Genomic DNA, 13,788 nt, shown 5'->3' with positions numbered 1-13,788 from the left:
TTCAGCCTAAGTTAACCCACAGATAGGTAATTATTAAAGTACAGACTGTTAGTGGTAAGCCAAAACGTAAATGCTCTAAAAATGTAAGCTTGTAACCTAAATCGGCAGCAGCTTCTACAGTAATGAGGTTTGCAACTGCACCAAATAAAGTTAAATTACCCGCCAGAGTTGAACCGGCTGCTAGTAATAGCCAAGATTTGGTATCATCTGGTGAAATTAACGGTTGCAATAGCAGCACTGCTGGAACATTAGAAATCAAGTTAGATAAAACAACTGTCACACCCAATAAACTTGCAGCAGAGTTGATGACATGAGTAAATGGCTGTAATAAATTCAATTTTTGGGTGGCTTTCGTCAAAATAAACAGTCCCGAAAACATCACTAAAAGATTCCAATCCACTTTTTTTAAAATTCGTTGTGGTTTAATTCTTCTAGTAATTAGAAGTAAGCTAGCTGCAACTAAGGCTGACTGTGCTAAAGGTAAGCCGATAGTAAAAGCAATAAGTAAACCCGTAGTAATAACTAATGTTTTATTAAATAAAGGTTTAAATATTCGTGGGTTACTGGTGAGTGAGATTTGGCAAGGTTTAGCTGAACGCACATCTGGGTAAAGTAGCCACAGTAATCCTATCTGGATTATTAAGCCTATAAAAGCAACGGGAGCCAAGACACGCGAGAATTCTAGGTAGGGAATCCCAGAAAAGGAGCCTATTAAGATATTTTGGGGATTACCGCTTAGAGTAGCCACAGAGCCTATATTAGTTGCTCCGGCGATCGCTAGTAAATAGGGAATTGGATTTAAACTCAAAGCTTGAGCCAGACTCAAAGTCAAGGGCGTGAAAACTAACGCCAATGTGTCGTTAAGGAAAAAGGCGGAGAGAATACCGCTACCAAAGGTTAAAGCAATCAACAAACCTAAAGGACTACGGGTAAAACTCAACAACACCGCTAACGCACGCCGGAAAAACCCTGCATAGGATAAGTTGGCGTTGACTACCATCATACTTAACAGAAATACGATGGTATTAGGGTCAATTGCCTGCCAAGCTTCCTGTAAATTCAGTACACCCAAGGCAATTAAAAAAGCAGAGCCAACTAAGGCAATGGTGGCGCGGTTCATCCGTAAGCCCGGAATGTAGCCTAAGGCTAAACCCAAATATGTCAGCCCTATTACGCCATAAATCGCAAATTGGATGAGAATCACTGTTTTTAATGCGTTATTATCAGTGCTGGTACCTAAAGATAGCTTCTAAACTACCTAGCCAACAGTAAAACTATTTCCGTGTAAATATTCTTTTACTAATAAAAATACTTGTGTTAACCTTTGTGAAGATTATCGCAAACTCTACCTAACGATAGATGTCTTCACTAAAATTTAAACTGTGTCAAGTTATGAATAAGATCGGGTGATCACACTACCACTTCCGAGAAAATTGCGATTAACTTGACGTAGTAATAAGTTGTGTTCTGGCTTCAGTACTTTTACCAAATTAACGTTATATCGCTTTTAATGAGCGTTTTTCCCGACAAGCTAGTTATCACACTGTATAAGTTCATCGGAAAGATGAATACCCTCATAAAAAAAGAGGCATAATCATGAAGGTATTTGATAATACCACAAAAAAGCTTTTGGTTGCAAGCTGGGTTTGGATAAGTCACACAGAAGTTAACAATACTCGTTTAGCCCAGTTGCAGACTTCTCCGTCTCGGTCAGGTTGGGACATTCTCAGACCCTTAAGACGCTACTTAGATAGCATTGAAGTGAGCGATCGCTTATTAGCTCACCGCCTATGTCAACTAATTCCTGCTCAATGCCCCTTTGAACGCGACATTAATTTATTTGGCAAAACTCTGCTGCACATTCCGCCATTGTGCAAACTCAACCCTCTATATGAAGAAGTCGTTAGCTTGCGTTTCCGGGCGCTGTGCTATTTGGCTGATGAATGCGGCGAGGATGTATCACGGTATTGTTAGTCAATGGTCAATAGTTAAAAGCTAACAATGAAGGTTTTGAACTATGGACTATTGACTCTTTTTCCTCGCTTTCCATTTCTGGATGGCTTCTTGAGCATCTTCGTAGACAGCCGTTCCTTCTGGGACTAAGGTAGCAGTTGCGATTGCAGCACTAAAATTTTCTTGATCGGCGCGATTTTTAGCGAGATCAAGAATTTTTTCACTCCATTGATTAATAGATGTTTGTGCCAAATCAAAACCTGGTTGACTTTGGGGTACTCTTTTGGCTACTTCGATGGCACGGTTATAAGTGGAAGCCTGTCCTTCTTGAATTAAGGCGTTGGCGGCATCTATCAGAGTTTGATTAGCTAGGAATTGTTTAGCTTCTGAGCGCCACTGGGCAATTGTGGTTTGAGCTTGGGGATATAGTGTTTCGTCCTTGGGAATTAATTTAGCAGCTGCGATCGCATTGGCATATTGTCTTTGTTTGGCGCGACCTTCTGCTAAATCGAGAATCATCCGAGTCCAAATCTTAATATTTTCCTGGGCTTGTTCGTAGAGTGGTTCACCGGGTTTGATTTTCTTTGCAGTGGCGATCGCCAAGCTGAGATCGCTAGCTTGAGTTTGCCTCAAAGACATTTTTGCTAGGTCTAATACGGCTTGATTACGTTTTTTTGATTCAGAAATAGGGGCAATTTGGGCAGTTGATTGATTTTTTGGTCGATTGAGTGGAGCTAACTTGGCGACTGGACGAGGAGTTGAGGGAGTTTTGATGATTTGTGAATCGCTGGTAACAGTAGGTGGTTGCTGTCTCGCTCTTAAAACCCTGGCTTGATTACGCAGGAGAATAATAGAAATTAACGCTACAACCACCATAGTTCCGCCTCCCCACAGCAAAAACTGTCTCCATAATGGAGGCTCTGGCTTATTGCTAGGTAGGCGAGAGATGTAGGGTTGGGGAGCATTGGGGATGAACCTCCCGCCTGTTTCTTCTTCGTCGGGTATTGGCGGTTGGTATGGTTGGGGGAAGTCAGTATTTATGGGAAATGGCTGTCTATCTAAGGTGACAGTAGGTGATTTGCCATTACCGTTAGTTTCTAGCCTGGGAGAATCTTCCCATTTCCCAAATTTTGGGGGCTTGGAGGTTGTTCTAGCGGATTCTCCCAAGGATGGTGCTGTTAAGGCTACAGCAAAACTTTCTTCTGAAAAAATAAGAGGTTCGGCTTCAGAAGGTTCTAGGGTACTAGGTACGGCGGCGCTCAGTTCTACCTCAGGATTGTTGGTTGTTGCTACTGGGGGTAAAATTTCCTGTTCATCAAAGGGGATAAAGGCTACAGGATTTTGTGTAGGTCGCCAGTAATGTTGAGATAATTCGGGAGTCAAAACACTTAAGTATTTTTCTAGTTCCCCTAAATTACTGCCGTAACCAGAACGCAAGGCTGATAATAATGCACCTGTAAATATGCCGTGGCCTAGCTCTCTACTTTCTTGAGAAAACTGGTCTGGCTGACAGGAAAGAATGGTGGCTAGTTGTAGTTCTTCGGCTAGTTCGATAATTTCTTTACCTACGGGAGTATCCCCAAGGCTTGCAGAAGCACGGTTGATATCAAACAGCAGCAAAACATTGAGGTTAGCTAGCTGCAAACTTTGCATCAGCGATCGCACTTCTATACCAGTTTCTTCTACCAGTTTGGGGTCGCCTTCTGTGGGCATTAAATAATCTCTGCCGTTGTAATTAACCCCATAACCGCTAAAGAAGAACCATAAATGGTCTTCTGGTTGCCAACAGGCTGCGGCTAAGTCTTCTAGCAACAGCAATATATTTTCTTTAGTTGGATAAGTATCTCTATCGTCAATTGGTGGCGATGTATCCGTCATCAGCAAGCAGCGTTGGTTGACAAAACCTGCTTGGTGAACCAAAAAGTCCTTTAGCGCCTCGGCATCGGCTTGGGCGCAACGTAAAGGTTGAAATAATTGATATTGATTAACGCCTATGGCGATCGCCCAGTAGTTTGCCATCCCGCTCTTTGTAGGTTGTTGTGTGCTTGCCTAAAATTGCGGTTGGCTTTGCTGAAAAAACAAAGCTAACCTATGTCTAATAGTCTAGGAGATTCTCATTGAGTCATTAAAGATACGTATTTTTTATTACTTCCACTTTCGGGAAATTTTCTTGAGTTATTCAAATTACAGAACCTCAATTAAGGAGTTATCAGGTTATGACTAAGAGTAGTACTCACTCACTATCATCAATCATTCCCTTTAAAGTTATTAGCCAAATTGACAAAAAAATCCGGACATTTCCGTTAATCTTTTTGCTTTTATTTCCTGTTCCTGTATGGCTTGTAACAGAATTGGTTTTCCCGCAAATTGTCCGTGCTTACACTGCCAGAGTGGACTTGACTATCGACAGATTACCTGATGAAGCCTACGAAACGATATTACGCAGGGCAGAAATGACTGCCAGAACAGCTGCACAAAGGAGCTTTGATCAAGATATCTTAGTAACAGATATTTCCGTGATCATTTCCGTACAAAGTAATGGAGCGATCGCACCAGTGTTAGCCTTAGATGTCAGCCGTCAGCAATGGCGCACCCGTCCTGATCCGCAACGTTGGGCAACTTATTTCAAAAGCGCGCGATCGCTCTTATTTTTTGAACAGCCACAAAGCAATCCCAACCCAGCCGCCGCCGTCACTATTCCCTCAGCAACCCCATCCCCGTCCCCACAACCAATAGTAGAACCCGCCAATCAGCCACCAAAGTGAATAATTAGGGGTGTAGTAAGAGGCAAGGGAGCAGGGGGCAGGGGGAGCAGGGGAGGCGAAGAAGAATGACTAATGACTAATGACAATTGACCATTGACTATTGACTAATGACGAATCTCTGAAACTTTTCCATTTGACTTAGCCAAGCGATCGCTTAGAATAGAAAGGTTGTCAAGAATTGCGATATCGGCTATCATGGCTGTTCCTAAGAAGAAAACATCTAAATCAAAACGAGATAAACGTCGAGCTACCTGGAGACACAAGGCTGCTGTGGAAGCGCAAAAAGCTCTTTCTTTGGGTAAATCAATTTTGACTGGACGTTCTACATTTGTCTATCCTACTGCGGAAGAAGAAGACGAAGAAGAATAAAAAAATAGGTAATGAGTAATTGGCAGAACCTATTACCCATTACCTTTCACCCATGACTGATGATCAAATAATGATCTACAGCGTAAGTTATCTTTAGCTCTTAATTTTTTAGTGTTTAACAAAATTAATATTTGTAAGTATTTGTAGGGTAAATATTAATTTAGTATTGCTTTCAATAAAGTTTGTCATATTTTTAAGCCGAGTCATATCTCTATTTTTGATTGTTATATAACTATGCTAGGAAAATTTTTTCAAAAACCAGACCAAGAAAATAGCGATCGCGTTCCCCCTGGACAACATTTAGCTAAGGGTTTTCCTGTATTAACTTATGGTGCAGCGCCTAAAGTTAGTTTGGAAGGTTGGGAGTTTCGGGTTTGGGGTTTGGTAAAACCAGCTGCGTTTACTTGGTCTGATTTCATGAATTTACCTCATCATGAATTTACAGCCGACTTTCATTGTGTAACCCGTTGGTCTAAGCTTGATGTCAAGTGGACGGGGATTAAGGTAACAGATTTTATGAGTCTGATTGAGGTAGACTCTAAGGCTGCTCATATCATGGAACATTGCTATGGCGGTTACACCACAAATATCGCAATGGCAGATTTTGTCAGGGAAGAGAATTTTTTCGCTTTTAAATTATTTGGTGAAGACCTACCCTCAGAACATGGCGGGCCGATGCGTCTAGTTGTACCTCACCTCTACGCCTGGAAAAGTGCCAAGTGGATTAATGGACTGGAGTTTCTTGATAAGGAAGAATTAGGTTTTTGGGAACGCAATGGCTACCATCGTCGTGGTGAACCTTGGGAAGAAGAAAGATATAGTTGATTGAGGATTGGTAATGGGTAATGGGTAATGGGAGTATTAGCCGTTACCAGATTCTTCATTCTTTTGTGGGTGAGGAATTTTAATTTCTATTTCCTAATTTCCCAATCCCCAATCCCTAGTTCAAAGCAAAAGTAAAAAGGAAAAATCTTTTACCTTTTTACTTCTTACTTTTAACTTTTTTGCTCCCAATCCCCTACTTCATCATTCGTTTGAGTAAAGATAATTTATCTTTGTAGGGTGCATAACGCCAATCTAGGTCTAGCCAGAAGGCATTTTTCAAGACACTCTTGTAATGGGAAAATGTGTCAAAGCTGGCTTTACCATGATAGCTACCGATACCGCTATCGCCTACACCACCAAAGGGTAAAGATGAAACACCCACGTGCATAATTGTGTCGTTAATACACACTCCACCCGATGAGGTTTCTTGCAGAATTTGTTGTTGTAGGTCTTTATTTTGGGAAAATATGTATAAAGCCAGGGGTTTTGGTTGAGAATTAATGAGGGCGATCGCATCTTTTATATCTGTGTATTCAATCACAGGTAAAATCGGCCCAAAAATTTCTTCCTGCATCACAGGATCTGTCAAAGAAACGTTATCTAGTAAGGTGGGAGCAATATATTTATCCTCATAGTTCGTTTCCCCACCAACAATGACTTGACCATTGTTGAGAAATTTAGCTAAACGCTCAAAATGTTTATGGCTAATAATTCTCCCATAATCAGGGCTATCGATTGGGTTGTCGCCATAAAATTCTTGGAGATTTTTTTGTATGGTAGCAATTAAATCTTTTTTAATTTTCTGATTAACTAAAAGATAATCAGGGGCGATGCAGGTTTGTCCGGCGTTAATGAATTTGCCCCAAGCAATGCGTTTAGCTGTATATTCGAGATGAATCTCACTATCAACAATGCAAGGACTTTTACCACCCAACTCTAAAGTAACTGGTGTGAGATGTTTGGCGGCGGCTTCCATCACAATTTTGCCTATGGCTGTTCCACCAGTAAAAAATATATGATCGAACTTTTCGGTTAGTAACTCTTGGCTAGTTTCTGCGCCACCTTCTACTACTGCAAGATACTCGCTGGGAAAATATTTACTAATCAGGTCTGCTACTAAATTAGAGGTATGAGGTGCAAGTTCTGAAGGTTTGATAATGGCACAGTTTCCGGCAGCGATCGCCCCTACTAACGGTGAAATTATTAATCCGAATGGATAATTCCAAGGGCAAATAATTAAAACAACTCCTAGTGGTTCTGGATAAATTCGCGCTGAATAAGAAAAGAAATCTAGGGGAACATCTGCTTTTTTAGGCTTAGACCAATTTTTCAGATTTTTTATGGCGTAATCAATTTCTTTAATGACACCAATCTCGGCAAAGTAAGCTTCGTATTCCGATTTGTTTAAATCCGCTTTTAATGCCTTAGTTATTGCTGTTTTATTATCAGTAACTAATTTTCTCAGTTTTTTGAGTTGTTCCAGCCGGAAGTTGATATTTTTAGTTTGTCCAGTCTGAAAAAAATTACGTTGTTGTTGAATTATTTCCCTAATTTTTGATGTTTCAATAGTAAGCATTTTTTCCAGCCCTTAATTTTCTACTTTCTCAAACTCTAAAAATATTTTCATCTAGTCTGCTTTACCTACTATTTGAATAGGTAAACTAACGACAAAAACACTGCCTTTGCCTAACTCTGAATTAACTACTATTTTACCGTGATGAGCCTCAACAATGCGCCGAGAAAGATACAAGCCTAGACCACTACCGGAGATTTTATGATTCCCTTGACGAAATCTTTCAAATAATGTGGCGTGTTCTTCTAATGGAATACCTGCGCCTGTATCGGCTATTTCAACTTGTATATAGTCACCGTTGGTAGAAGGTAGGGAAGGTTCAGAAAAATCTTGTTGATTATTTAATATGATGGCTTTAAGGCGGATAGTTACTGAGCCAGAGGCGGTAAATTTGATGGCATTACCGATAAGGTTGGTAAATAAGCGATGTAACTCTAAGCGATCGCCTACGGTGGACGGAATGCCATCGCCTGGTATATTTGGTGTTGATGTGTCGCCAAAATCGCTATTAATTGCCAAGTTTTTTTCTTGAGCCAAGGGTGTTAGTTCTGCAATCACCTCATTTAATAATTGGCTAAGATTTACTGGTTGAAATGCCAAGGTTTTGCGACCAGCTTCAAAGCGATAAACTTCTAATAAAGTATTCACCATCGACAGTAAGTTGATATTACTCCGCGCCATGATGGTGATTACCTCCTGCATTTGCGGTGATAAATTTCCCAAAGCACCTTGTTGAAATAGTGCCAGCATCCGATCAGCAGCTACTAAGGGGGTACGCAAATCGTGGGTGAGACGAGAGACAAAATCTTCGCGCTGGCGAGCTATTTCGTCTCGTTCGTCCATACTATGCTTTAAACGGAGAAGCGATCGCACTCTTGCCAGTAATTCGTCCACTGTGACGGGTTTACGAATAAAATCATCAGCACCCAAATCTAATCCATGCGCCACATTTGGGGCATCATGGGCGGTAATCAGCAAGATGGGGATGTATTGCTGCAAATTCATCTCCCCGCGCACTCGCCTGGTGACTTCATAACCATCCATCCCTGGCATCATTAAATCCAACAGCACCAAATCACAAGGGGATGCTTGCAGTACTGCTAATGCTGAAATGCCATTTTCGGCGGTACTAACTGTATAACCTTCTTCCTCTAGAATGGTTTTAATCAAAAACACGTTATCTGGAGAATCATCAACAACTAGAATTTTTCCAGATTGAGCAGTTTGTAAACTCATGGGATGCCAAAGTATAGAGTAATAGGGATTTTTTTATTAGCAAGTACTTAGCTAAATATGAGGCTTGACTCTTCCGTAGAGTAGGATAGCTCCCTATCAACAATCTGGCAATTAAAAATTTGATGGAATTGATAAAAACTATATAAATACAAGATTACATTTGTATCTAACAAAAATAAGGCTTGTGTCAAGTCCATTCATTCTTAATATTCTGCTGATACTCTAAAGGATATTGCTTCAGTTTTATAACACCGGAATACTTGTTAATGTTGAAGTCTTGACTCTCCTGTAATTGATAAGTCTCTAGAATTTTTTCTATTTGTTGCCAATCTTGATAATCAATCAAAACAGCTACTGGATTCATTGCTTCATCTGTAACAATTTTTTCTTAAAAGGTCGCATTACTTTCGAGTTTAACTGTCGGTTTAACTCTTTGAACATAACTCCAAAACAAAATTTCAGCTAATAGTAAAACTCTAAAAGAATTAACGCTTTAAAATAAAAAATACCTCTGCGCCATTGGTAACACTGTTGCAGGTTCACAAGTTAACAATTCCCCATCTGCCCTGACTTGGTATGTTTCCGAATCTACTTCTATATGAGGTAAAGCATCATTCAGTTTCATATCCTGTTTAGTTAATTGGCGAGTTCCAGAAACTGCGACTGCTGATTTTCCTAAACCCAATTGCTGAGGAATTTCTCTTTCTAAAGCGGCTTGGGAAACAAAGGTTAAAGATGTGGCATTTCTCGCGCCTGCAAAACTGCCAAACATAGGACGCATATGCACAGGTTGCGGTGTGGGAATGCTGGCGTTAGCATCACCCATTTGTGACCAAGCAATCATCCCGCCTTTAATGACTATCTCTGGCTTCACACCAAAAAACGCTGGTCGCCACAAACATAAATCTGCAAGTTTACCTGCTTCTACAGAACCTACATACTGAGCGATTCCATGCGTAATTGCAGGATTGATTGTGTATTTAGCAACATATCTTTTAGCTCTTAAATTGTCTGCTTCACCATCTCCGGTAAGGCTTCCCCGTTGTACTTTCATTTTGTGGGATGTCTGCCAAGTGCGAATTATTACTTCCCCTACTCTGCCCATTGCTTGGGAATCGGAAGCAATCATACTAAATGCGCCTAAGTCATGGAGAATATCTTCGGCGGCGATGGTTTCGCGGCGGATGCGGGATTCGGCAAAAGCTACATCTTCGGCGATCGCCGGATCAAGGTGATGACATACCATCAACATATCGAGGTGTTCGTCTAAGGTGTTGACGGTGTAAGGGCGGGTAGGGTTGGTGGAAGATGGAAGAACGTTGGCTTGTCCACAGACTTTGATAATATCTGGTGCGTGTCCACCGCCTGCGCCTTCGGTGTGGTAGGTGTGGATGGCGCGATTTTTAAAGGCGGCGATGGTATCTTCAACAAATCCGGCTTCGTTGAGGGTGTCGGTGTGGATGGCTACTTGTACGTCGTATTCATCGGCTACACTCAAGCAAGTGTCAATGGTGGCGGGGGTGGTTCCCCAGTCTTCATGGAGTTTTAAACCAATTGCACCAGCAAAAATTTGTTCTGTCAGTCCTTGGGGTTGACTGGCGTTACCTTTACCTAAAAATCCTAAGTTCATAGGAAAAGCATCAGCCGCTTGCAGCATCCTGTACATATTCCAAGGGCCGGGGGTGCAGGTAGTGGCGTTTGTTCCTGTGGCTGGGCCTGTACCGCCGCCAATCATGGTAGTGATACCGGAGGCGATCGCTACTTCAATTTGTTGGGGGCAAATAAAATGGATATGAGTATCAATACCGCCAGCCGTGAGAATCATTCCTTCCCCAGCTAAGGCTTCGGTTCCAGGGCCGATAATAATATCTACATGATCTTGAATATAGGGATTCCCGGCTTTCCCAATTTTAAATATCTTGCCATCTTTAATCCCAATATCTGCTTTAACTATTCCCCACCAATCGAGAATCAAAGCATTAGTAATCACTAAATCTACTGCACCATCAGCGTTGGAAATGGGGGATTGTCCCATACCATCCCTGATGACTTTACCACCGCCGAATTTCACTTCGTCACCGTAGGTTGTGAAGTCTTGTTCTACTTGTATAAATAATTCGGTGTCAGCTAGTCGGATGCGATCGCCTACTGTGGGGCCGTAGGTTTCAGCGTAGGCGCGGCGGGACATTCTGTAGGGCATGGTATACTCCCGGTAAAAGTATTATAGTGTTTACTTATGATCTGATAAAATTTGAGTACAAATATTCATTCATTGTTTAAATAAAGTCAACTTACTTTTTATAAGAAATAGATAGTAGATTGCATGAGTTTTATCAAACTTCAGGGTTACTCTTCATTATTAAATCTATTTTCTTCTAAATTTTCCTTTGAAGGTGGCAGCGCTTTTTGTTCCTTTCCTGAAAGCTTTCTTATTGAATCTCTGCTAAATATCTCTGAAGCTTTTTCAAAAATAGCTTGTACACTTGATTCATCATCTATAAGTTTTTCTATTTTTTCTGTACCGTTAGTTAATTCCTCAATTTTAGGTATCCAAAATTCTGTTATATCAGGTACGGCTCCAATTATGTCATAAACGCTAGTAGGTTGAAGAAACATTACTAGGCTGATAATAAATGCTTTAAATCCTTTATAGGTACCATTCTTTTTATCATCATCTTTTAGTGTATTCTCTATGACAAGCAAATCAGTCATTAAGGATTTAGCCGTCTTTTCTAGTCCTTCATTTCCATCAATGTAATATCGACGCAAGGCTTGTAAAATATCTTCAATTTTCTCAATTAAATATCTTTTTAATTGTTGAGACAAATCCGAATTTATTATTTTCTTCCGAATAGACTCAACTTCAAAGTTAAGTTTTTCTAAAAAATCTATATCTAGAAATACTGTACGTTTTTGAGCATGACAATAGTTTGCTAGTGCATCTAGAGTATTGAGTACATTTCTACTTTCAATATAATCAGCAAAAGTATGCCATCCTGTAGACCAAAGATGATTAACCACAAAAAGCTGATGCAGCCCATCTATTACTTGAATGTATCTATCAATTTTGGGAATATTATTTAATTTTCTTGCTTCTTCTTCAGCTTTTTTTAAAATTAGATAAAAATCTAAGATATTTTTAGGATCATCAGGAAGTTTCATGGCATTTAATAATACATTCCTTGCTGGTTCATCTCTCTTCTTAGATTTAATCGCATCGTCGAGAATAGTTTCGAGTAGTCTTAACGTGTTAGATTGCATCATTGTTAAATTTAACCAAATCTAGAAAGTTTTACTGATTAATTTCCGCGCCTATGATTAGCTAAATATCATATTTATGTTGGCTTTGTAAAAGTGAAAAAGCAATCGATTTGTATAGGGTAATCGCCTACGATGGGAGCCTAGATTTTTGCTTAGGTACGATGAAAAATTAGCTAATATATTATAGCCTTCAACAAATAAGACTAGAATTGGTGTTAAGTTAGTAATTGCCCATTCACCTTCCCATTAAACCCATAAACCTCACGACTCCCAACCAAAGGAACTAAAATCACTTCCTTCTCATCCCCAGGTTCAAACCTAACCGCCGTCCCCGCAGGAATATCCAGACGCATTCCTAAAGCCAATTCCCTATCAAAAATTAGCGCATTATTAACTTCATAAAAGTGAAAATGCGAACCAACTTGAATTGGTCTATCTCCTGTATTAGCAACCAGCAATTTTACAGTCTCACGACCAGCATTTAATTCAATTTCACCGGTTGGTGTAATTATTTCCCCTGGAATCATAATTAATTAAATTTATTAAATTAACGAATAGGATTATGCACAGTTACCAACTTTGTCCCATCAGGAAAAGTTGCCTCTACCTGCACTTCATGCACCATTTCCGCTATCCCTTCCATAACATCATCTCGTGTTAAAAGAGTTGTGCCATAACTCATCAACTCTGATACTGTATTGCCATCCCTCGCACCTTCTAAAATAGCAGCAGAAATATACGCCACGGCTTCTGGATAGTTAAGTTTCAACCCCCTATTTTTGCGCCTCTCTGCTACTAAAGCGGCTGTAAAAATCAATAATTTATCTTTCTCTTGTGGCGTAAGCTGCATAATTAATTAGGAATTACAAATTACGAATTAAGTTTGCCACACTCTGGGTATACATTTACCACGACTGAAAAACTCAACTCGCAGCAATTGCCAAACAGACGTAAACCAGTTTCTCACCTCAGATGTGGAAGCACCACGATATCTACATAAAAATCCATTTTCTAAGGAAGTAACGCCTGCTTCGCCTTGAGTATTCCCTAAATTTCGCGCTTTTTCGATGATTTCTGTGGAAATGGGACTACCCAACCAAACTAGACTACCTACTATTGGTTGTCCAGCCAAACCGTGAGGACTGTGAAAAACGGCTTCGTTTCCTGGTAGCCATTGACGATCTATCCACAAGGGAACGCCTTGTTGCCAAATTTCTGTATGCGATCGCCATTCTCCTTGGTAGAATTTCTCTCCTCTAGCACTACGACCAAATCGGGTAATCTCCCAGCCTAAAAAATTGGCTCCAGTGGCTAATTCTACCCGTAAATCTTGGCGATAAATTGCCCCGTTAAATAATATTGTTTCTTGCGGTAGCCATTCTAAACAAGCACCCGCATCAACTTGTATCTCGATGGTTTGTCTGGCTTGTAAACCTTCGCTGCGATATACCTTCCCGGCGGCGGCGGTGGTAATTAAAGCTTGCGCGTTGGGTTGGAGGCGGAGGTTATAAGATAAGCGATCGCCTCCCACTACACCCCCAGCCGTATGTAAAATCACGCTATGACAGACCTTTTCCCCTTCTGGATAAAAGGGACGTTGTACTTTTAGCGGTGCTTGCTGGTGATTGTAAATTAACTGGGTGGAATTTGAGCGATCGGCATAAACTAAATCAAGTTTGCCATGCCAAGCATTAGAAACTTCTTTTTCTAGAATTTCACTCATAATTGTGTCTAGCAACAGACATAATAATCTCACGCATACCGCTAACGCGGAACTCGTAGAGTAGGCGCAAAGACGCAGAGAAA

The 13,788-nt window shown here is 40.6% G+C and carries 14 protein-coding genes; 4 read left to right on the top strand and 10 right to left on the bottom strand.

All coding sequences use genetic code 11. The annotated features are described in order from the left end of the window. Position 1: 1 nt before the first annotated feature. The gene (locus H6G14_RS10180) at positions 2 to 1,204 is read right to left on the bottom strand and encodes an SLC13 family permease (RefSeq protein WP_190567328.1); all 1,203 of its coding nucleotides are present in this window, start codon (positions 1,202 to 1,204) and stop codon (positions 2 to 4) included. A gap of 392 nt (positions 1,205 to 1,596) precedes the next feature. On the opposite strand from H6G14_RS10180, the gene H6G14_RS10175 reads away from it, so the two are divergent. Further along, positions 1,597 to 1,974: a Mo-dependent nitrogenase C-terminal domain-containing protein gene (locus tag H6G14_RS10175; RefSeq protein WP_190567327.1), complete on the top strand. Its 378-nt coding sequence runs from the start codon at positions 1,597 to 1,599 to the stop codon at positions 1,972 to 1,974. A 48-nt stretch (positions 1,975 to 2,022) separates the two neighbouring features. Here the strand turns inward: H6G14_RS10175 and H6G14_RS10170 are convergent, their stop codons facing one another. Continuing rightward, positions 2,023 to 3,972: a caspase family protein gene (locus H6G14_RS10170; protein ID WP_190567326.1), complete on the bottom strand. Its 1,950-nt coding sequence runs from the start codon at positions 3,970 to 3,972 to the stop codon at positions 2,023 to 2,025. A gap of 197 nt (positions 3,973 to 4,169) precedes the next feature. Between H6G14_RS10170 and H6G14_RS10165 the strand changes: the two genes are divergently transcribed. The 3 genes from H6G14_RS10165 to H6G14_RS10155 all read left to right on the top strand — a co-directional run bounded on the left by H6G14_RS10165 (position 4,170) and on the right by H6G14_RS10155 (position 5,912). Beyond that, entirely contained in the window at positions 4,170 to 4,718 is a 549-nt protein-coding gene (locus H6G14_RS10165) for a hypothetical protein (protein ID WP_190567325.1), read from the top strand. A gap of 195 nt (positions 4,719 to 4,913) precedes the next feature. Next, positions 4,914 to 5,087 carry a 50S ribosomal protein L32 gene (gene rpmF, locus H6G14_RS10160; protein WP_011320324.1) on the top strand — a complete coding sequence of 58 codons (174 nt, stop codon included), beginning with the start codon at positions 4,914 to 4,916 and terminating at the stop codon, positions 5,085 to 5,087. Positions 5,088 to 5,321: 234 nt separating this feature from the next. Then, positions 5,322 to 5,912: a sulfite oxidase-like oxidoreductase gene (locus tag H6G14_RS10155; protein ID WP_190567324.1), complete on the top strand. Its 591-nt coding sequence runs from the start codon at positions 5,322 to 5,324 to the stop codon at positions 5,910 to 5,912. A 193-nt stretch (positions 5,913 to 6,105) separates the two neighbouring features. Here H6G14_RS10155 and H6G14_RS10150 read toward each other — a convergent pair whose 3' ends face one another. The 8 genes from H6G14_RS10150 to H6G14_RS10115 all read right to left on the bottom strand — a co-directional run bounded on the left by H6G14_RS10150 (position 6,106) and on the right by H6G14_RS10115 (position 13,705). Further along, complete coding sequence (locus H6G14_RS10150) at positions 6,106 to 7,488, bottom strand: aldehyde dehydrogenase family protein (protein WP_190567323.1); 1,383 nt, start codon at positions 7,486 to 7,488, stop codon at positions 6,106 to 6,108. 51 nt (positions 7,489 to 7,539) lie between these two features. After that, positions 7,540 to 8,721 carry a hybrid sensor histidine kinase/response regulator gene (locus tag H6G14_RS10145; RefSeq protein ID WP_190567322.1) on the bottom strand — a complete coding sequence of 394 codons (1,182 nt, stop codon included), beginning with the start codon at positions 8,719 to 8,721 and terminating at the stop codon, positions 7,540 to 7,542. Positions 8,722 to 8,908: 187 nt separating this feature from the next. Then, the gene (locus H6G14_RS10140) at positions 8,909 to 9,085 is read right to left on the bottom strand and encodes a hypothetical protein (protein ID WP_190567321.1); all 177 of its coding nucleotides are present in this window, start codon (positions 9,083 to 9,085) and stop codon (positions 8,909 to 8,911) included. 129 nt (positions 9,086 to 9,214) lie between these two features. Next, positions 9,215 to 10,921, bottom strand: coding sequence for an urease subunit alpha (gene ureC, locus H6G14_RS10135; RefSeq protein WP_190567320.1), 1,707 nt, complete (start codon positions 10,919 to 10,921; stop codon positions 9,215 to 9,217). Positions 10,922 to 11,067: 146 nt separating this feature from the next. Next, a complete protein-coding gene (locus H6G14_RS10130; RefSeq protein WP_190567319.1) occupies positions 11,068 to 11,985 on the bottom strand; it encodes a hypothetical protein in 918 nt (305 codons plus the stop codon). A gap of 212 nt (positions 11,986 to 12,197) precedes the next feature. After that, positions 12,198 to 12,509, bottom strand: a complete 312-nt coding sequence (locus H6G14_RS10125; protein ID WP_190567318.1) for an urease subunit beta — start codon at positions 12,507 to 12,509, stop codon at positions 12,198 to 12,200. A gap of 20 nt (positions 12,510 to 12,529) precedes the next feature. After that, a complete protein-coding gene (gene ureA, locus H6G14_RS10120; RefSeq protein WP_010997811.1) occupies positions 12,530 to 12,832 on the bottom strand; it encodes an urease subunit gamma in 303 nt (100 codons plus the stop codon). A gap of 27 nt (positions 12,833 to 12,859) precedes the next feature. Next, positions 12,860 to 13,705 carry an urease accessory protein UreD gene (locus H6G14_RS10115; RefSeq protein ID WP_190567317.1) on the bottom strand — a complete coding sequence of 282 codons (846 nt, stop codon included), beginning with the start codon at positions 13,703 to 13,705 and terminating at the stop codon, positions 12,860 to 12,862. Positions 13,706 to 13,788: the final 83 nt, after the last annotated feature.

Source organism: Nostoc parmelioides FACHB-3921 (assembly GCF_014696625.1).
GTDB lineage: Bacteria > Cyanobacteriota > Cyanobacteriia > Cyanobacteriales > Nostocaceae > Trichormus > Trichormus parmelioides.
This window is presented reverse-complemented; position numbering and strand designations above follow the sequence as displayed.

What these genes read in the sequence shown, in the direction of transcription:
- H6G14_RS10175 (WP_190567327.1), top strand. Translation starts at nt 1,597, where the DNA reads ATGAAGGTATTTGATAATACCACAAAAAAGCTTTTGGTTGCAAGCTGG.
- H6G14_RS10170 (WP_190567326.1), bottom strand. Translation starts at nt 3,972, where the DNA reads ATGGCAAACTACTGGGCGATCGCCATAGGCGTTAATCAATATCAATTA.
- H6G14_RS10165 (WP_190567325.1), top strand. Translation starts at nt 4,170, where the DNA reads ATGACTAAGAGTAGTACTCACTCACTATCATCAATCATTCCCTTTAAA.
- rpmF (WP_011320324.1), top strand. Translation starts at nt 4,914, where the DNA reads ATGGCTGTTCCTAAGAAGAAAACATCTAAATCAAAACGAGATAAACGT.
- H6G14_RS10155 (WP_190567324.1), top strand. Translation starts at nt 5,322, where the DNA reads ATGCTAGGAAAATTTTTTCAAAAACCAGACCAAGAAAATAGCGATCGC.
- H6G14_RS10150 (WP_190567323.1), bottom strand. Translation starts at nt 7,488, where the DNA reads ATGCTTACTATTGAAACATCAAAAATTAGGGAAATAATTCAACAACAA.
- H6G14_RS10145 (WP_190567322.1), bottom strand. Translation starts at nt 8,721, where the DNA reads ATGAGTTTACAAACTGCTCAATCTGGAAAAATTCTAGTTGTTGATGAT.
- H6G14_RS10140 (WP_190567321.1), bottom strand. Translation starts at nt 9,085, where the DNA reads ATGAATCCAGTAGCTGTTTTGATTGATTATCAAGATTGGCAACAAATA.
- ureC (WP_190567320.1), bottom strand. Translation starts at nt 10,921, where the DNA reads ATGCCCTACAGAATGTCCCGCCGCGCCTACGCTGAAACCTACGGCCCC.
- H6G14_RS10130 (WP_190567319.1), bottom strand. Translation starts at nt 11,985, where the DNA reads ATGATGCAATCTAACACGTTAAGACTACTCGAAACTATTCTCGACGAT.
- H6G14_RS10125 (WP_190567318.1), bottom strand. Translation starts at nt 12,509, where the DNA reads ATGATTCCAGGGGAAATAATTACACCAACCGGTGAAATTGAATTAAAT.
- ureA (WP_010997811.1), bottom strand. Translation starts at nt 12,832, where the DNA reads ATGCAGCTTACGCCACAAGAGAAAGATAAATTATTGATTTTTACAGCC.
- H6G14_RS10115 (WP_190567317.1), bottom strand. Translation starts at nt 13,705, where the DNA reads ATGAGTGAAATTCTAGAAAAAGAAGTTTCTAATGCTTGGCATGGCAAA.